This is a genomic window from Amycolatopsis thailandensis (assembly GCF_002234405.1).
GTDB lineage: Bacteria > Actinomycetota > Actinomycetes > Mycobacteriales > Pseudonocardiaceae > Amycolatopsis > Amycolatopsis thailandensis.
The window spans coordinates 63,923-80,542 of record NZ_NMQT01000102.1 but is presented as its reverse complement, the minus strand read 5'-3'; the positions used below and the strand labels follow the sequence as shown (position 1 = coordinate 80,542).

Sequence of the window (16,620 nt, the reverse complement as noted above, 5' to 3'; positions counted from 1 at the left end):
GAACCGGCCGCACACTGCCGAGGTTCGCTAAGGTCGGGAACGGCCGTGTCGACAACCGTGCCTTTGTACAGGTCCGAGCGTCGCGGCAGAAACCGGGTCAGGACGCCTGCAAGCGACGATCAGAGAAGGGGCATGGCCAGCGTGATTCGCTCCGTGGTGTTCGACGTCGGCGAAACGTTGATCAAAGACGACAGGGAGTGGGGAGCGTGGGCCGATTGGCTCGGCGTGCCGCTGAACACCTTGTCCGGTTTGGTCGGCGCGGTTACGGCGGCTGGCCGTAACAACGCTGAGGCGTTCCAGCTCATTCGGCCAGGCTTCGATCTTGCTGCCGAGCGCCAGCTACGGGAACAGGCCGGTGTTGGCGAGCGGATAGAGGAGTCTGATCTCTATCCCGACGTACGGCAGGCACTCGAAGCCCTAAAGGCAGCCGGCTACTGGATCGGGATCGCGGGCAACCAAACCGACCGTGCCGCCGAGCTGCTCCGGCGACTCACCTTGCCCGTTGACGCCATCGCCACGTCCGGCGAGTGGGGAGTCGCGAAACCGGACAGCGAGTTCTTCCAGAAAGTTATCAAGGTCGCGCAGGGAGAGCCGCACCAGATCCTCTACGTCGGCGACCATCGAGACAACGACGTCGTGCCTGCCCGCACCGCCGGCTTGCGATCGGCCCTGATCCGCCGCGGCCCGTGGGGATACTTGTGGGCCGAGGATCCGGTCGTCCGCGAGAACGCTGACTGGGTGATCGACTCGCTCGTCGAACTTCCTGGTCTGCTCGCTTCCTGACTACGGTCCAAAGGCGCTTCGGCCCTGTGGCTTCACCAGGCCGGCGGCGAAACCTGCGAAGGCATCACGCAATTGTCCGCGTGTGGTGAGCTCGAGGTGGTCGACCACGTCGATGACCTGCGAATGTTCACGCACATGCTCGGGGGCGATGCGCTTGGCCTCCCAGAACGCGCTCAGCACACGTTCGGGCTGATCGGCGAGGTGGAACGCGCGCCCCAGGTCGATGTAGAAGTGCGAGCGGCGCTCCGCGGGCATCGTTATCGGTGGTGCCCAACCGGTGGCGAGTCGCAAGGCGCCGCCGACGTCGCCGAGTTCCACGTCAAGAGACAGCTGATGGATACGCGCGGACGGCAACCCGAACACCGTTCCCAGGTGGACGCCCTCATTCACCTGCCGCGCTGCCTGTCTCGCTTCCTCGATGTGGTCCCGCGCTCGTAGTGCGCTCCCCGCTCGCGCGGCCATGACGGCCGCCCGCATGTGCAAGGTGCCGTACGTGGCCGCCGCGGTCTCGGACGCACTGACTCGAATCTTGTCGGCCGCCGCGGTCAGCATTCGGCAGCCGGCCTCCAGGTCATGGGATGCGAAGTAGATCTCGCCCCGGACATACGCGGCGCTGCCCACGAGCAACTCGTCTCCGGACTGCGTCGCGGAGGTTCGCATCAGGTCGATGATCCGCGCCGAGAGGTCGTAGTACCCGAATTTGTCCGCGATCGCATCAGCTGCCCGATAAGTACGAGCGAGCAGCCCGGCATACTGAGGCTCCAGCGCCGACGGTGCGGAGAGGACCGCTCGGTGCAGTTCAGGCAACAGTTCGTTGACGTCGGCCGCCAGCACCGCATAGTCAGATTGCAGCCGCCGCGCCACGACCGTGTCAACAGCCACCATCAGCTCGGATAGTGAGCGAACAGGCCCGTCCTCAGGCAAATCCCGAGTGTCCAGGACACGACGAAGCTGCGGTATGTCCGAATGCACCACGCTGGGCGCCGGGCTTCCCGGTCGCGACGACACCTCTCGCCAGTCGATGACGTTCCTGCCAGCGCTGCACAACTCAGGGACGGGACGGGATCGATCCGATACAGAAGGGACGTCACAGCCCGTCGGTTCTGAGTCTACCTCGTGGTCAGCGAAGGGTGCAGGCGTGTTCTCGGCGGGCGGATCAAGCCGTAAGGCGAGTTGCCGACGGGTGATGCGGAGTTCCTCGGCGAGGCGCTGCTCGAGGAAATGTGTGCTGGGTCTGTAGGTACCGTTCTCCCACTGGCGGACCGTCTTCACATCGAGGCCGAGGGCCGCCGCCAGGCTCTCCTGCGTGTGACCCACTCTCTTACGATCTGCAACCAGCCCTAGACGTGGAATCTTCACCAAAGTCCTCTCGGCAAGCCCATGACCAGCATCGTCGCTGGTCAAGGCTACCAAACGCCCGGTTCCCTTCCGGTTAGCTGGCGGGATCAGCCTGGGCCGAATGCCCGGCTAAACCGCCCCGAGGGAGTCAGTCCGCGTGTGCCAACTCGCGGCGTCGTGCCGCCCACTCTGACCCGGCCCAGCCGGGCGACATTTCGGCAAGGCAGTCGAGTGCGGCCTGCCGAGAACCCGAAGGGTTCCCGAGCGCGTGCAACACGAATGCTTTTTGGCCAAGGAAGAACGGTGGCGTATACCAGTATCCTGATGCTGGAAGATCTTCTTCGTCCGGCAGGTTTTCGACAAGATGATCAGTGGTGAGAAGCTGTCGAACACTTTTATTTCTCAAGCCCAACCGTGCGAGAATTTCGGCGCGCTCGAATATTTCGTAGGTGCGCAGTCCTGGATCTACCCGACCGTCCCGCTGCGCGGCCTCCGATAGCGCGTCCGCGGAACTGAAATCGAATCGTCGGATCGCCGAGTAGGCCGCGAAGGAAAGGGCGGCAGACAACCGGAGCGGATCGTCGGACTCCAAAGCGACCACGGCCGCACGATCGAGGTGACGCCTGGCTGTTACCCAATCCCGGCTAGGTATCGCAAGCCATCCACGATACTGCTCCATCTCGGACAATAGTCCAGCGGCCTGGCGGCGCACATTTAATCGAGCCTCTCTCGCAAAAGCGTCAGCGACACTATGAAGCTCACGAACTGATGAGACCACCATTGCAGAACTTGTGTCGTCTTCGAGTCGTCGCACAAAAGTCAGCGCCCTAGACAAGAACCCAAGAGTGGCCTGGTCGACGGAGTTCGGCGAATGCATTGCCCAGGTTAAGCGATCCGACTCTTCACTCTGCAGTGCTTGCTCGAAGACGGTGTCCAAACGAAGTGGGTGCGACCTGTGCCTGTTCGGGGTGATCGAGCAGGCAAGCGCGTCATCCGTAGCGAGAAAGCGTTGAGCGAGTTGCCGACGGGTGATGCGGAGTTCCTCGGCGAGACGCCACTGAAGATCGAGAGTGCGGGGCTTGTAGGTGCCGTTCTCCCAGTTGCGCACCGTTTTCAGGTCAACGCCGAGCGCCGCGGCCAGGCTCTCCTGCGTATGGCCTGCTTGCTTACGATCAGTGACCAGTCCGCGGCGTGGAATCTTCTCAAAGTCCCCTCAGCTAACCCGCTGCGCGAATCGTCGCTGGTCAAGACTGCCAAACGCCCGGTTCACGCCCGGTGACGCGTGGGCGGGCGCCCTGGTCAGGGCAGTTGATGCAGCGCAAGATCATGTGCCCGAAGGAGCCGGATTCTGTTGAACCGCAGCCGAGCCTGACCGTTGCGGGTTCAGCGTCCTCCAGCCGAACGTGGCTAAGCCGTCTTGTGAAGGAAGAATCGTGAGAGTTGCCCGCCGCATTGCACTTGTCGCGCCAGTGAGGAGAAAACACGTGGCGTATGACCGTTGATGCCGCAACAGCGGTCTCCACCGTTGAATGCCCTTGCATGGTTGCGGTGGGTGCCGCCTTCGTCAGTGGGAGAGACCTGCCGCTTCTCGGGCGTGTCGGCAGCTCACTCGGACATTGTCCATGCGCTCGATCTCGATGTGTGGAGCCAGAGCAAGGTCCTTGTACCGCTGTGCCTATCGGCCTCGTCGCGCGCCAACCATGTCAGCGAAGGACGTCGAGGTGTACCAGGATTTCGCGCTCGACCGTCGCCTGTGGACTGTCAGGGTTGCTGGGAGAGGGTTTCTGACTCTGCTACGACGTGGTTTCCGACGGTCTCACCGGAAAGCACCACGCTTCCCGTCTCCCGGATCTGGTGGTCGTCGGTGCGAGGGGACCGGCCGTTGTTGGATTTTCAGCGGGATCCGAAGGGGTACGAGCGGGCTCGTTCCGAGCGGACCGCGGCAAGGCGTGTGGAGGCTGCGATCGCTCGATCGCCGGTCACATCGGTAATAGATGCCAGGGGCGATGTGCTGTCGCACAGCGGAGTCCTGTTCGGGTCCGGATCTGGGAGAGAAGACGTCACCGCGGTTCTCCGCCGTGTGATGGCAGGCCTTAGACACGTGTAGGGGGATCCAGCTTGAGTAAAACCGTTGTGCGGTCCGGTCACGTCCGGTTCCTGACTTTCAACGCGTTCGGCTACGGCGACGCCCCCGAGCGGGCTGAGTTGGTTCACGAGGTGATCAGTCGGGAGCGCGTGGTCGCGGCTGCGGCGGGTGAGGCTCTGGTGGTCGCGGTGCAGGAGCTGATCGCGGACGGCCCGAGGGACGGCGCCAGGCGGTGGCCGGGCGCACGCTGCGGAGTAAAGCTGGCTTGGCGGCGCGGCGGTTGCGTGAGCTGGGCGAGGCGACCGGTTTGCGGTGTGAGTACGAGAGGAACCGGCCGGCTGTCGCGGTCGGTGATCAGCGGTATCAGCAGGGCCTGTTGTGGTCGGAGGAGATCGAGCCCGCTGGTGGGTTCACGGTGGTATCGGGGGATGCGCTGTGGCATGCCTACCTGCAGCTGGATCTCGATGTCGGTGCGAAGGGGCCGGTGGGGCACGCGTCGTATCACGCCCGGCCGCACGGCCTGTGTCAGCGTGCGGACGATGCCGAGGTCGTGCTGAAGCGGGTGTTCCGGCCGCCCCACCTGCGGCCGACGCTGATCGGCGGGGACTGGAATGGTGTGTCGGCAGATCTGCCTGGCTGGCCGCCCCGTGCCCGGGGCCCGGTGGGGTCGTGGCGGGAGTACGACCATGACCCGTATCACCTGCGGCACGGCCAGCCGTGCACGACGGTGGAGTGGCATCCGGAGTTCATTTATCAGTGCAGGACCTGGATGAACGCCGACGGGTCCCTGGGGTGGGAGGCGGACCGCACGGCGGGCCGGATTCTGCGTGATGGTGGTCTGGTCGACGCGGCCGCGGCGTTGGATGTGCCGTGGGCGGCGACGGTCGGGCACTGGCCCGGCGATCAGGTGTGCGGGCCGCGGCGGATCGACATCGTCCGCACCATCGTCGAGGTGGTGTCCGCGCTGGTGTCGTGCGAGGTCCTCGCCACTGATTTGACGAGGAAAGCGTCCGATCATCTGCCGGTGCTGGTTCGGTATGCCCCGGCCGCGATCGCCACAGGAGCCTGGGAGCGCGCCGGTGGGTAGCGGTGCCGCGGACGTGCGACGTGCCCGGCCCCCGGTTCCGGTCGGGCCGCAGCCCGGTCCCGAGCCGCCGGGCCGGGGGCCGCGATCGCGGGGTGATGGTGTGCCAGAGCGGATGCCGTGGCGGCGCAGCAGCTTGAGCGCCCGGTCCGCGCTGTGGTTGACGGTCGGTGAACAGGTCCTGCTGGCGGCCGGCGACGGTCCGGCGGATCCGGACTGGTCCGGGCCGGGGGAGGGCAGCGGGGTGTTCGTGCGGTGGGTTCCCCGGTTCGAGCGGTCGCCGGATCGGTTGTGGACGGTGCTGGAGTGGCGGGCGCACGGGATCCCGGTCGGGGATGCCGCGGTTCTGGTTGGTGTGCCGGAGGCGAGGGTGTGGTCGTGGCTGCGCAGAAACACCGTCGAGGCAAGGAAAGAACAGGAAACGGCCGCGATGCGGCGACCGGCGGACAGGGGAGAGAACACGTGACGGACACGGATCTGCTGGTGCGGGTCGCGACAGCGAATCAGAAGCGCGCGGGCTACAACCGCGCGACGCGGCGGCATGAGCACGACAAGCTCGCGGCGATGCTGTCCCCGCTCCCGGAACACCCGCATGCCCTGTACCTCTCTGAATGCACCCACTACAGCGGCACGCACTACGAGCCGGATCCGCTCGAAGAGGTCTTGCGGTTGCTCGGCTCGCTGTGGGCGCGGCGGGGTCCTGATGGCCGGAAGTTCGGTGAAGTCCCGTACCGGGCCTACATTTCCGAGGTTCCGGGCTCGGTGAACGTCCCCGGTTTGTTCATCGATCCCCGCACCGTCGTGCCGCGCCGCCGGTATCCGCTGGTCGGCAGTCGCGCACAGTTGGCGAACACGGTCACCGCCACGATCAACGGTCACAAGTGGCGGCTCAAGTGTGTGCACTGGAACGGTTCCCGGGGTGAGACCGGCCTGGATCAGCAGGCCGATCAGGACGGTCAGATGGCGTCGGAGAACGCGCTCTACGCCGGTGATTTCAACGCGACCAGTTCCGCGACAGGCGAGACCGTCTACGAGAACTGGGGTGCGCTGTGTGATGAGGTCGGGCGGCCGTGGATGCGCAGCCAGAAAGGTAGACGCCGCCCGGACGGCACCTGGGGCACGAACACCGGGTCGATCGACCGGTTCCTCGAGCATGGCTGGTGGGACGCGGGCCAAGTCGCCAATGACTTCACAGAAACCACGACCGATCCGAGGACGGCGTTGCGGATCGACCGCATCATGCTGTCTCGGCGCTCCCCGGCCTGCTTCGCCCCCGAGCTGTACCGGGTGCATCAGGATCCGCCGTTGAGTGTCGGCGGTGTGCGGAACGACCACAGGATGGTCAGCGTGGGCGTCCTTGTGAGGGCGGCGGCATGACCCGGTTTTCCGCGCCGGCGGCACGGTCGAGCGCGGCAGTGCTGGCGGCCCTCGCCGCGGCCGGATGCGGACCATCCACAACAGACGCCCAGTCCTCCGCAACGGACATCCTGCCGTCTCCGACGGTGACCCGGACGATCGGGGCGACGACCCAGGCGCCGCCGTACGCGGGCGCCCCCGTGGTGCGCGCCCCGTTGCCGGTCACGGTGGTGGCCGGGGATCCCTGTACGACGGCCCTCACTCCGGGGCAGGTCAGGCAGATGCTGGGTGTCGAGGTCCGGGGGAGGCTCGGGCCCGAGGAGACACCGGGGCCGACGTGCTGGTGGGGGAACCCGGTGACCGCGCGGATGATCCGGGTGGCGTTCGGGACCAAGGACCGGTGGGGCGTGAGCGCGGCGTACCCGTCACCGGCCCCGGGCCGGGGGTGGGTGTGGCGGGAGTTGGAGGTCGGGGGGTTCCCGGCGGTGGCGGCCACGCGGGATCCCGCGTGGCAGTGCACGGTGATCGTCGGCCTGGCCGACGACGTCGCGGTGGAGGTGTCGAGGGTCGGGTGGCCTGAGGACAGTCAGGACGTGTGTCTGGCGGCCGAGCGGGCGGCGGGTCTGGTTGTCGCGACGCTGGTGAAGCGGGCCCGCCGGTGACCGCCTGGACGACATCGGCCGGTGATTGGCGGGATGGGGCGGGGTGGCTGCCGCGGGTGATGGCCGACCATCCCGGGTGGCGGCTCGATGACGATGGGCGGTTGCGGAGGCTGGTGTGGTCTCCGGACGCGGTGTGGCTGGTGGTCGCCTCCCCGTCGCCGGACGGCGGGCACGAGATCGGCCTGGAGCGGGTCGCCGGGCGTTCCGGCACCGAACCGCGGGTCGATGTGGTCGACCCGGCCGTGCTCACCGGTACCGGTTCCCGGCTGGGGGAGGTGCTGCTCGCGGCGGGTCCGGTGGTCAGGGTTCGGACGGGTGATTTGTGGGACGCGCTGGTCGGCGCGGTGTTCCGGGACGCCATGCCGTGTTACCGGGCCCGCGCGGTGTACCGGGCTACCGCGGTGAACTTCGGGACCGGTCATGACACGTCACTCGGCCGGGAGTGGGTGTTTCCCGGGCCCGCGCTGGTTCTCGAGCTGCCGCCGGAGGTGTTCGACGTCGACGGGCTGAGGCAGGTCCGGGATCGGCTGCGCACCGTGGCATGGGTCGCCCGGGAGCTGGAGAGCCGGTGGCGGGCGGTGCCGTGGGACGGGCTCGCCACGCTCCTCGCGCATGTTCCGAGGATCAGATCACTGATCGGCGGCGCCGCGATCGCCGACCTGTCCGGCGACTTCCGTGCCCTCGCGACCAGCGATTTCCTGGTCAAGCAGCACGTTCACGCGCTGGATCCCACGACCCCCTGGCCGCGGAGCGCGGAGCATTTCGGTGCCCGCTGGCAGGCGATGACCGGCATCGAACGATCCGCCTGGACCACGCTGGTCCTCGCCGCCGGCGCCTGGCACACCAGGCGCGTGCCATGAGTACCTGCCTCGCGGGCACGCGCAGGCGCGACGGCGACCCGCTGGAGCCGGAATCACGCTGTACATGAGGAAAGGTGCCTGGACCACGATGGACATTCTCGACGAGGTTCGTGCCGGTGCGGTCGCGCTGTGCCGGGCCGTGGAGACCGCGGTGTCGATCCGCTGCTTCGGCGGGATGGAGCTTCCTGATCTGTTGCTAGACGGCGTCTATGCCGATCAGCTGTGGTCGATGCGGAGGGTCGTCAGGCCGTTGCACGCTATCGCGGGAGCGATGCTGCAGTCGCGGCGGGTGGCCATGCTGCGACGCGATTCGCCGATCGAGATGTCGTTCGTGGTCAACGAACACGCGCTCACGGTGCTGGAGCACGGGCGGGGCGACCCCGCTACCGCGGCCGTTCAGCTGCAATATTTGCTTGACCACACTGACGAGCGCACCCGCCCGCTGCGGGTCCTGCCCATCGACGTGGGGTTGGTGCTGCCTCCGGATCCCGAGGTCACCTTGGAACCCGGATTCGTCATGGTGCCCGACGTCACGCCGGGGCCCGCGTTCACGATCGTGACCGGTGCCGACGGGCGGGTGACAGTGTTCGCGGACGCGCCGACACCTAGCGGTCTGCGGATCGTCAGCGACCACCTCGGTGACGACCGCGCGGTCGGCTTCCACACGCGGCGTTTCAGCGATTTGAGCGACGCCAGCCTCGACCACGACAGCAGCCGGGCGCGGATCGGTGACGCGATCCGGCGCTGTGAAGAGCTGGCCGCCGTAGCGGACGGCCGATCGGAGCCGTAGACGGCTCGCCACCGCACGACAGCGCCCCTCCCCGCCGGCCCTCGTGGCCGATGACAGTGGTGGTGGCGTGCTGAATTCACAGCCAGGGCGGGAGAAGAGGGGATCAAGAGTCTGTTGTGGACTGTCGAGAGGGTTCGCGCTGACGCGCTGGCGTTGTGTGAGGCCGAGGAGGCGGCCGTCGCGATCCGTTGTTACGGCGGCACCGACATTCCCCACGTGTTGCGGGCCGACGGGTACGCCAGGCAACGGTGGGCGTGGGCGAGGCAGCACAGTATCTGGCAGCCATCCGCCGACGCGGCTGAGAAACTGCTGCCACGACGCCAGTCCGCGCTGCACCGCACGCCGCGGGCACGCAGGTCCTTTGTGGTCCGCGAAGGCGCGATCATGGCTCTGGAGAACAAGGAACGAGACCTGGACGTCGCGATCGATCAACTGCGGCACCTGCTGGCCCTGATCGACGACCTGCCCTGCAGTGTGCGGATCCTGCATTGGGGAACACGGCTGCCGACGGAGCCGGGACCCGCGTTCACGATCGTGACCGACCGCGGCGGGCGCGAGACGCTGTTCGTGAACTCGTTGTCCCCGAACGATTTCCTGCCCGTACGCGACAGCCACCGGATCAGCGACGCCGCCCGGCTGTTCACCGAAATGTGTGACCACTGTTTCGACCAGGCTCGTAGCCGGGCCCGGATCACGAGCGCGATCCGGCGGTGCCAGGAACTTCTGGCCCCGGCCCGCCGATGACGATCGGGCGGCCGTGCCCCCGCACCCGCGAGAAGACACGACGGTCCCTCCCCGGGCACTGCCCCTGCCGATCTCTGCTCAGATCCAGGGGAGGCGCGGCCCGCGCGGAAGACGGGATCAACGCCGCCCGCGGCGTGGGGTCAGGGCCGATACGCGTGACGGCCGGACGTGCCGGTTCCGGTGTGGCGGTCGAGGTCCCGGGTGAGGTCGCGCAGGAGGCGGCATCCGCGCGGTCGCCGCCACCGGCTGCGGGGGCATCTCGCGCAGTGGCCGTGCGGGTCGACCGAGTGTCCGGCGAGCGCGTTCCGCACGAGACCGGTGAGAGCCTGGATGGCGTCCCGGGCTTCGCGCTCGGGTATCGGGGAGCCTGTTCGTGCGAGGGTGTCGTAGCCGTCGAGGCGGGTCAACAGGTCGTCGGTGAAGGCGCCTGCGAGCACGTGATTCACGGGTTCGCCCCCGGGTGGCTGGACGGTGCGGGCGGTTGGGGTGAGGGCAGGGGGAGGCGGCTGTGCAGGTAGGCCGGGACGAAATCGGCGCGACGGAGACCGGCGTTGTCGATCTGGTGCAACGCGGTGTCGGTCGGTGTGCAGGGCCAGTCGCGGTACTGCCGGCAGATCGAGCACTGGAACGGATCGTCGCTGGTCGGCAGATGCCGTGTGACGGTGCTGATCGGGTCGTCGGACTGGCCGACCTGGCTTGATCGGGACACCCACACCGCGACCTCGGCCGGTGGCCTCGGCGTGGCGGGTGTGTCGGCGTTGTCGTTCATGGGTCGGGCCTTCCCGGGTGGATTCGGATGCTGGTGCCGGGGCAGGCACCGGCGCCCGAACAGCACGTCGTCGATCAGGACGATCTGGTCGGTGATCGCCCTGTCCCGCTGGCGTTGTGCGCGTGCGGGCGCCGCGGTGATCGTGTCGTCGGTGTCGTCTTCGACCCGGGTGGCCTCGGCGCGGGCCAGGTGAAGGACGGGGCACACGTGGTGCCTCCGGAAGGGGCGTTCGGCACCGGACTCCGCCGGTCCGGCGCTCAGGTACGCGGGCGTAGCGCGTGCCGGCCGGTGGCTGGTGCAAGGACTGTCGGGTCGGTGGGGAGAAGGTGGAGATGGTGCAGGATCCGGCAAGGGGTCCGGCGGCGCCACCACGGGCGGGGACACGCGTCGCACTGTCCGTGGCTGTCGATCTCGTGCTGGGCCAGCAGGGTGCGCAGCGCGGCGGTCAGGACCGGTATCCCTGATCGGGCGGTCTGTTCCAGGGCGGTGATGGTGCCGTGCTGGGCGGTGTGGTCGTAGTGGTCGAGGCGGGCGGTCACCGTGTCGATGAAGGCCTGCGCGAGGACGTGGTTCACGGATTCCCCTCAAAGCCAGTGCATGCCCCGGCAAACGGGCGCGGAACGTTTGTGGTGGAGCGTTGCGCGGGAATGGTGTTCCCGTCGCACGGTTGATCCGGTGTCGTAGCGACCAGGTCGAGCAGAGCGGACGAGGCGGTGGCGCATTCGCCCACACGCTCGGGCTCGCGGCGTCCCGGGGGCTGCTCGGGGAGCTCGGTGATGGTGGCCGGGCTCATGGTGCGCCACAGCGGTCCGAACGCGACGGGGAACGTGTTTTGGGAGAGCCTGGCGTGCTGGTAGTCCATGACCTCGCCGACGACGGTGTATCCGTCGATGACCGCGGTGACGAGCGTGCCGATCCAGGGAAGGACCGGCGGTGTCGAGCCGGTGTTCACGACGGTGTCTCCGGTTCCTGTGGGGCCGGTGGCACGTCCTTGGGGCCGGTCGTGGGCAGCTGCCGAAGCTTCAGCAGCACACGCGCCAGGACAACGTCGTCGGGAATGGGTAGCGGGTCCTGTGTCGCTCGCGCCTCGGCGAACGAGGCCACGCGCCGCGCGAGCGGCAGCGGCCGGGCCGGGTATCGGCACCGGTCGGCGGGAAGGAGCGCGGTCTGGGGCAGCCGGTGGCGGGGAATCGTGGGGGTCTGCGTCATCGCGGGGGTCTCCTTGCTGATCAGCGACCCCAGGTGCGGCAGGTACGCGGTCGGCGGTTCAGGACGGCGGGCCCGCGCGGTGAGGGTGACTTCCTCGCGGGGGCACGAACAGCGCGGACATGTGCAGGGCCGTCGGGTCATGCGCAGGTGGTGAGTTCGCGTTCGGGTTCGGTGGTCGCGGGGCCCCAGGTGTGCCGGCCGCGGACACAGTCGGCACACGGGGCGGGGTCGAGGGCCACGGCACGTGCGACCTAGCGCGGACACCGGGTCATAAGGCGCGCACCGGCCGGTCCGGATTCGGCGGACGGTCCGGCCAGTCCGGACTCCGCTCCGCCGTGGGCACAGGCCGGAGAGGGCGTGCCGTGGTCATCGGGGAACGTCCTGGCCGGACGCGGCCTGGAACGACTCGTGGACCTGGGTCCGCCACATGACGAAGCCGTGGTCGCACTGGTATCCGCCGACATCCGGGTTCCACGTGTCGCAGCTGTGGCCACCGACGGCGAAACGCATTCCCCGCTGGACGACGAGGACGGTAGGCGCGGGCAGGGCAGCGGTGGGATGAGACATCACGATCAGCTCCTGAAGGAGAGGTAGGCGATGGGGTGGGTGCTCCGCGCCGGGGCGGGACGCGCCGGACGGTGGCGGCCGCCTGCGCTGCCCGGAGCCGGGGGTCTCACGGTCAGCGTCGTGGTCGCGGCGCGAGCGGCGCGGAGCACCTGGAAAGGGGCACGGCACGACAGGGTCGCGGTGGTCGAGCTCAGCCGCTTACTGCCAGGCCGGGCGGCCGCGGTCTGTCCGGGTGGTGCGGTGTGATCGCCGCGAGAAGACGGTCGACGGGGCTGGGGGAATCGAGGGTGTGGTCGTGCAGGTGACGCCAGCGGACTCCGCGCACGTCTGGTGCCCGCAGGCGCAGGCCGGTGCGGCTGGTGACGGCCGCCATCACCAGCGTCCCGGACTGGACCCGGCCCTGGTTCGCTGTCTGGCTGGTGACGCCGAGACACCGCAGCGGTGTGCGGGTGAAACCCCAGTCCGACAACAGCCAGGTAGCCGCGTTCTCGATCGACCCCGCGGGCACGTGAGGAACGGAGGGCAATTGCCACACCGGTTCCTGGAATGGCGGTGTCGTCGTGCATTGGAGGACGTCATCCTGGTGAACAATGGCCAGGATGAGGCAGGCGTCAGGGTTGTCTGCGGTCACGTCATTTCCTCGGGTCCTGCAGAAAAGAAAACGGCGGCGGAAGCGCCGGAACCGTTGGTGCTGTGGGAAAAGAGTTGCGGGTGGTGGTGTTGCTGTGGTCTGAGCGTGCCTCGCGAACCGTGGCTGGGGAACCCTGTCGTGTTGCAGCCGATTGCAGCGGACTGCAATTCGTGTTGCAGCCCTGTTGCCATTCCCGATGCGGGACCGGCACAGTGGACCCGACGAGGGGAGGGCGATGACGATGCATGTCCGCTGGACGGCGCACTCGGCGATGGCACTGAAATCCGCGTTGAACCTGAACCTGGTTCCGTTCGCCGAGCACCTGGGGCTGAGCCCCAGCACGGTCAACCACTGGAGCGCACCCGGTTCCTCAGTCACCCCGGGCAGGGAAGCGCAGGAGTTGCTGACTGTGGCGCTGGACAAAGCCTCGGGAGAGGTGAAGAACCGGTTCTGGGCCGAGATGGCGGCCGGCGCCAGCACTGGCACTGCGGCCCCCGACAGGGACCCGCGTGATCTCGGCGGTCAGATCCGCGACGGCGCGGCCCAGTCGATGACGATGGCCGACGAGGCGTCGCAGCTCGCCACCAGCGACGAACAGCTGGCGTATCTGCGTGACGAGCTGTGCCGGATCGCTGTCGCGTATGTCCACACGCCACTGTCCGACGTGATCGACGACCTCCGGGACGCGCAGAAGACCCTGGCGGCCATCGCCCAGACCCGGCACCGGCCCCGCAGCGCGCGGGAGGCCACGGTCCTGTCCGGAGTGCTATGCCTGCTGTTCGCACACGCCAGCCAAAACGCGGGCGATCAGAAGTCAGCGCTGCAACAGCTGCGCTCGGCGACCACCTTCGCGAACGTCGCCGACAGCGACGCCCTGCGGACCTGGACACTGGGCTCGGCGGCCTTGATGCTCGAATGGTCGGCCCGCCCCGGCGAGGCCGCCGACCGCGCCCGGAACGGTCTCCAGTACCCGGTGAGCACGCAATCGCACCAGCGGCTGCTCGCGATCATCGCCCGGTCGGCCGCCCGCGCTGGGGACGCCCCGGCGGCACGCGACGCGCTCGCCCGCCTCGCCGACCTCAACCCGCACGACGCCACCCGCGGCGATGAAGTGGTCGGCTTCGGCGGGCTGCTGAGCTTCCCCGAGGCGAAGCTGACCTACTACCAGGGCGGCACCCTGACCCTGCTCGGTGACCACACGCAGGCCGAGATCCACTCGTCGCGCGCGATCGAGCGCTACGAGACCGGCCCGGACGAAGACCGCTCCTACGGCGACGAGGCCCTCGCCCGGCTGGACGTGACCCGCGCCCGGCTCGGCCAGGGCGACGTCACCGGAGCTCTCACGGCCGCCGAACCGGTCCTCACCCTGGACACGCAACTGCGGATCCGGCAGATCGACAACGCGATCAGCCTGGTACGCGCGGACGCCGTGGCCCTCGCGGGACGCCGCCACCCCGACGCCGGCCAGCTCACCGACCGCCTCACCGGCTACCTGACCGCGGCCCGGACAGCGCCCCGAGCATTACCATCAGCCAGTGGCTGAACTCCCGGACACCGCCGCCCTGGTCCTCGCCTGCCGCGAAGCAGGCCTCGACCCCGGCGACGCGGTCCCGCTGCGGCGGCACGCCACCAGCGTCTACCGCATCCCCAGCCCAGGCCGGGACCTGATCGCGAAGGTCGCCCCACACGCCGCACAGGGCCGCGCGGAACGCGCCGTCCACCTGACCCGCTGGCTCCGCGCCCACGACTTCCCCTGCGTGGAACCGGCCGAGATCGTGCAGCCGATCGACGCCGGCGACTTCGTCGTCACCTTCTGGATCCACTACGACCAGCGCCAGAAGGCAGTGCCGGACGCCCGGCACCTCGGCCGTATCCTGCGGCAGCTCCACGCTCTGCCCGTTCCACCGGTCGACCTGCCCGCGGCCGCGCCGCTGTGGCACTTCGCGGACCTCGTGACCTCCTCGGCCGTCTTGTCCAGCGACGACAAAGCGTGGTTGGTGGCCGAGCGTGGTCGCCTGCTCGCCGAGTACGCCGACCTCGACTTCCCCCTCGGCGTCGGGATGCTGCACGGAGACGCCTACCCCGGCAACACCCTCTGGGACGGGAGCACCGCACTACTCGGCGACTGGGATGAACCGGCCTTCGGCCCCCGCGAACTCGACCTCGCGCCCACCCTGCAGGGCGGGATCAGGTTCGGGCGCAGTACCGCCGAACTCGATGCCTTTACCACCGCCTACGGCTACGATCCCCGCGACTGGCCCGGCATGGCCACGCTGACCGGCCTGCGGGACTTGCACACCCTCGGCTCCTTCATCCGCCGCGCCCAGCACGGCGACACCGACGCCGTGAACGAACTCGGCACCCGGATCGCGTCCTTGCGCAGACGAGACAGCTCCTCCTGGCGTGCCGCCTGACCTGGCTGAAGCGATGAAGGCCATCCACACCAGCGTCGCCCAGGCCCCGCCGTTCCACGACAGCGACGACAAGGTCATCGCCCTCGGCAACGGCGTGATCATGCTGGACGGGGCCTCGGCGTTCGTGCCTGGGCCCGTCCCGCCCGGCGTCTACGCCGACGCGCTCGGCACAGGCCTCCGCCGGCACCTGGACAACGACCCCGCAGCGGACCTGACCGGAGTTCTCGCCGACACAATCCACGATGTCGCCGTCCACCTCGACCTCCGGCCCGGCCACTCGCCCTCGAGCACCGTCACGATCCTGCGGGCCCACGACGGCTGGACCGACATCCTCATGCTCGGCGACAACCTCGCCGTCCTCCCGGGCCTGACCATCACCGACCCGAGACTGAGCCGCCTCGACCTCGAACCGAGCTGCCTCTACCGTCACCGCCTCGCACAGGGAACCGGATTCGACCAGACGCACCGCGCTTTCCTGCATGAGCTCCAGACACAGCAAGCCGCCCGGCGCAACCGCCCCGGCGGCTACTGGATCGCCGAGGCGGACCCCACCGCCACACAACACGCCATCGTCCACCGCATCCGCGCCGACGACGTTCCCCGGGCGGTCCTGGCCACCGACGGCGCCTACAAACCCATGCGGCATCTCGGAATCACCGACTGGCCCACCATCAGCTCCGCCTCCGCCGCCGACCTGGACGGGATACTGAAGCAGTGCCACGCGGTGGGATCGCGGCGCGGGTTCTCGCAGCTCGTCAGCCAGATCGCGTCGCTGGTCTTCTGCTGGTGGACTCGTCCCATGAACATCAGGCCCGGTACCTTGCCGCGTATGACCCGAAGATCCCTGCGAGCGAAATGTGGCGCCAGGCCGCACGGTGGCAGGCGCGACCGCTCGGCGTGTATCGCGCGTGGCAGGACCTGACTTGGCGGCGGGCATTGCTGCGGGAAGCCACCGACGAGGTAGGGGTACGGTTGGCGCCGGCGGTGGTTGCTCGCTCGCTGCGGACCGCGCGCCGCCGCGCGGTCGTGGGAGAGATGCTGGGACTTGCTCTCGCTCCACGCACTACCCCGGAGTGGGCCAGGCGGCTGGGTGACCTGCCGACAACGGTCCTCACCGTCGGCGACGGCAACATTTGGGGTCCGGCCTACCCGGCCTGGGTGGACCTGCACCGATCGTTCCTGGCTATGTCCACCTGTTCCCGCCATGCCGTGCTCGACGGCACCGGGCACCACATGAACCACGACGCCCCGCACGCCGTCGCGAACGCGATCTCCAACCTCGTCAATCGTGCACAGCGTCTCGACAGGTGACGTGCCTCGCCCCCGC

At 68.5% G+C, this 16,620-nt stretch carries 21 protein-coding genes; 12 read left to right on the top strand and 9 right to left on the bottom strand.

The window, feature by feature from the left end; genetic code table 11:
* The first annotated feature begins 141 nt into the window (after positions 1-141).
* Positions 142-783, top strand: a complete 642-nt coding sequence (locus CFP71_RS28195; RefSeq protein ID WP_093937028.1) for an HAD family hydrolase — start codon at positions 142-144, stop codon at positions 781-783.
* Here CFP71_RS28195 and CFP71_RS28190 read toward each other — a convergent pair whose 3' ends face one another.
* Together CFP71_RS28190 and CFP71_RS43770 are read right to left on the bottom strand one after the other, a co-directional pair.
* Positions 784-2,100, bottom strand: a complete 1,317-nt coding sequence (locus CFP71_RS28190; protein WP_143267193.1) for a helix-turn-helix domain-containing protein — start codon at positions 2,098-2,100, stop codon at positions 784-786.
* 169 nt (positions 2,101-2,269) lie between these two features.
* Positions 2,270-2,722 (bottom strand): hypothetical protein, encoded by a 453-nt coding sequence (locus CFP71_RS43770; protein WP_143267192.1) that lies wholly within the window; start codon positions 2,720-2,722, stop codon positions 2,270-2,272.
* Positions 2,723-4,439: 1,717 nt separating this feature from the next.
* Between CFP71_RS43770 and CFP71_RS28180 the strand changes: the two genes are divergently transcribed.
* The 7 genes from CFP71_RS28180 (at position 4,440) to CFP71_RS43760 (ending at position 9,703) form a co-directional block, all read left to right on the top strand.
* A complete protein-coding gene (locus CFP71_RS28180; RefSeq protein ID WP_093936971.1) occupies positions 4,440-5,294 on the top strand; it encodes a hypothetical protein in 855 nt (284 codons plus the stop codon).
* 100 nt (positions 5,295-5,394) lie between these two features.
* Entirely contained in the window at positions 5,395-5,757 is a 363-nt protein-coding gene (locus CFP71_RS28175) for a hypothetical protein (protein WP_143267191.1), read from the top strand.
* Positions 5,754-6,668: a hypothetical protein gene (locus CFP71_RS28170; RefSeq protein WP_093936969.1), complete on the top strand. Its 915-nt coding sequence runs from the start codon at positions 5,754-5,756 to the stop codon at positions 6,666-6,668. The genes CFP71_RS28175 and CFP71_RS28170 overlap by 4 nt, the downstream gene beginning before the upstream one ends.
* Positions 6,665-7,309, top strand: a complete 645-nt coding sequence (locus CFP71_RS28165) for a DUF3558 family protein (RefSeq protein WP_143267190.1) — start codon at positions 6,665-6,667, stop codon at positions 7,307-7,309. The genes CFP71_RS28170 and CFP71_RS28165 overlap by 4 nt, the downstream gene beginning before the upstream one ends.
* Positions 7,310-7,410: 101 nt before the next feature.
* Positions 7,411-8,169 (top strand): hypothetical protein, encoded by a 759-nt coding sequence (locus CFP71_RS28160; RefSeq protein WP_143267189.1) that lies wholly within the window; start codon positions 7,411-7,413, stop codon positions 8,167-8,169.
* Positions 8,170-8,257: 88 nt separating this feature from the next.
* The gene (locus tag CFP71_RS28155) at positions 8,258-8,959 is read left to right on the top strand and encodes a Scr1 family TA system antitoxin-like transcriptional regulator (protein WP_093936966.1); all 702 of its coding nucleotides are present in this window, start codon (positions 8,258-8,260) and stop codon (positions 8,957-8,959) included.
* A gap of 114 nt (positions 8,960-9,073) precedes the next feature.
* Positions 9,074-9,703, top strand: a complete 630-nt coding sequence (locus tag CFP71_RS43760) for a Scr1 family TA system antitoxin-like transcriptional regulator (protein WP_143267188.1) — start codon at positions 9,074-9,076, stop codon at positions 9,701-9,703.
* Positions 9,704-9,843: 140 nt separating this feature from the next.
* Here the strand turns inward: CFP71_RS43760 and CFP71_RS28145 are convergent, their stop codons facing one another.
* From CFP71_RS28145 to CFP71_RS28115, 7 genes are all read right to left on the bottom strand, one after another.
* Positions 9,844-10,149, bottom strand: a complete 306-nt coding sequence (locus CFP71_RS28145) for a hypothetical protein (RefSeq protein ID WP_143267187.1) — start codon at positions 10,147-10,149, stop codon at positions 9,844-9,846.
* The gene (locus tag CFP71_RS28140) at positions 10,146-10,679 is read right to left on the bottom strand and encodes a hypothetical protein (protein ID WP_093936963.1); all 534 of its coding nucleotides are present in this window, start codon (positions 10,677-10,679) and stop codon (positions 10,146-10,148) included. The genes CFP71_RS28145 and CFP71_RS28140 overlap by 4 nt, the downstream gene beginning before the upstream one ends.
* Before the next feature lie 50 nt (positions 10,680-10,729).
* On the bottom strand, positions 10,730-11,047 hold the full coding sequence (locus CFP71_RS28135; RefSeq protein WP_093936962.1) for a hypothetical protein: 318 nt from the start codon (positions 11,045-11,047) through the stop codon (positions 10,730-10,732).
* The gene (locus CFP71_RS28130; RefSeq protein WP_093936961.1) at positions 11,044-11,424 is read right to left on the bottom strand and encodes a hypothetical protein; all 381 of its coding nucleotides are present in this window, start codon (positions 11,422-11,424) and stop codon (positions 11,044-11,046) included. Before CFP71_RS28130 ends, CFP71_RS28135 begins: the two co-directional genes overlap by 4 nt.
* On the bottom strand, positions 11,421-11,681 hold the full coding sequence (locus tag CFP71_RS28125) for a hypothetical protein (protein WP_093936960.1): 261 nt from the start codon (positions 11,679-11,681) through the stop codon (positions 11,421-11,423). The genes CFP71_RS28130 and CFP71_RS28125 overlap by 4 nt, the downstream gene beginning before the upstream one ends.
* 366 nt (positions 11,682-12,047) lie before the next feature.
* The gene (locus tag CFP71_RS28120; protein WP_093936959.1) at positions 12,048-12,248 is read right to left on the bottom strand and encodes a hypothetical protein; all 201 of its coding nucleotides are present in this window, start codon (positions 12,246-12,248) and stop codon (positions 12,048-12,050) included.
* Positions 12,249-12,438: 190 nt separating this feature from the next.
* The gene (locus CFP71_RS28115; protein WP_093936958.1) at positions 12,439-12,879 is read right to left on the bottom strand and encodes a hypothetical protein; all 441 of its coding nucleotides are present in this window, start codon (positions 12,877-12,879) and stop codon (positions 12,439-12,441) included.
* A 235-nt stretch (positions 12,880-13,114) separates the two neighbouring features.
* On the opposite strand from CFP71_RS28115, the gene CFP71_RS28110 reads away from it, so the two are divergent.
* The 4 genes from CFP71_RS28110 to CFP71_RS28095 all read left to right on the top strand — a co-directional run bounded on the left by CFP71_RS28110 (position 13,115) and on the right by CFP71_RS28095 (position 16,604).
* Positions 13,115-14,422: a hypothetical protein gene (locus CFP71_RS28110; RefSeq protein WP_093936957.1), complete on the top strand. Its 1,308-nt coding sequence runs from the start codon at positions 13,115-13,117 to the stop codon at positions 14,420-14,422.
* Positions 14,415-15,293 (top strand): phosphotransferase, encoded by an 879-nt coding sequence (locus CFP71_RS28105; RefSeq protein WP_093936956.1) that lies wholly within the window; start codon positions 14,415-14,417, stop codon positions 15,291-15,293. Before CFP71_RS28110 ends, CFP71_RS28105 begins: the two co-directional genes overlap by 8 nt.
* Positions 15,294-15,306: 13 nt before the next feature.
* Positions 15,307-16,215 (top strand): hypothetical protein, encoded by a 909-nt coding sequence (locus CFP71_RS28100; protein WP_143267186.1) that lies wholly within the window; start codon positions 15,307-15,309, stop codon positions 16,213-16,215.
* Positions 16,216-16,328: 113 nt separating this feature from the next.
* A complete protein-coding gene (locus CFP71_RS28095; RefSeq protein ID WP_167406305.1) occupies positions 16,329-16,604 on the top strand; it encodes a hypothetical protein in 276 nt (91 codons plus the stop codon).
* The last annotated feature ends 16 nt before the right edge of the window (positions 16,605-16,620 follow it).

What these genes read in the sequence shown, in the direction of transcription:
- CFP71_RS28165 (WP_143267190.1), top strand. Translation starts at nt 6,665, where the DNA reads ATGACCCGGTTTTCCGCGCCGGCGGCACGGTCGAGCGCGGCAGTGCTG.
- CFP71_RS28155 (WP_093936966.1), top strand. Translation starts at nt 8,258, where the DNA reads ATGGACATTCTCGACGAGGTTCGTGCCGGTGCGGTCGCGCTGTGCCGG.
- CFP71_RS28125 (WP_093936960.1), bottom strand. Translation starts at nt 11,681, where the DNA reads ATGACGCAGACCCCCACGATTCCCCGCCACCGGCTGCCCCAGACCGCG.
- CFP71_RS28120 (WP_093936959.1), bottom strand. Translation starts at nt 12,248, where the DNA reads ATGTCTCATCCCACCGCTGCCCTGCCCGCGCCTACCGTCCTCGTCGTC.
- CFP71_RS28110 (WP_093936957.1), top strand. Translation starts at nt 13,115, where the DNA reads ATGACGATGCATGTCCGCTGGACGGCGCACTCGGCGATGGCACTGAAA.
- CFP71_RS28100 (WP_143267186.1), top strand. Translation starts at nt 15,307, where the DNA reads ATGAAGGCCATCCACACCAGCGTCGCCCAGGCCCCGCCGTTCCACGAC.
- CFP71_RS28095 (WP_167406305.1), top strand. Translation starts at nt 16,329, where the DNA reads ATGCTGGGACTTGCTCTCGCTCCACGCACTACCCCGGAGTGGGCCAGG.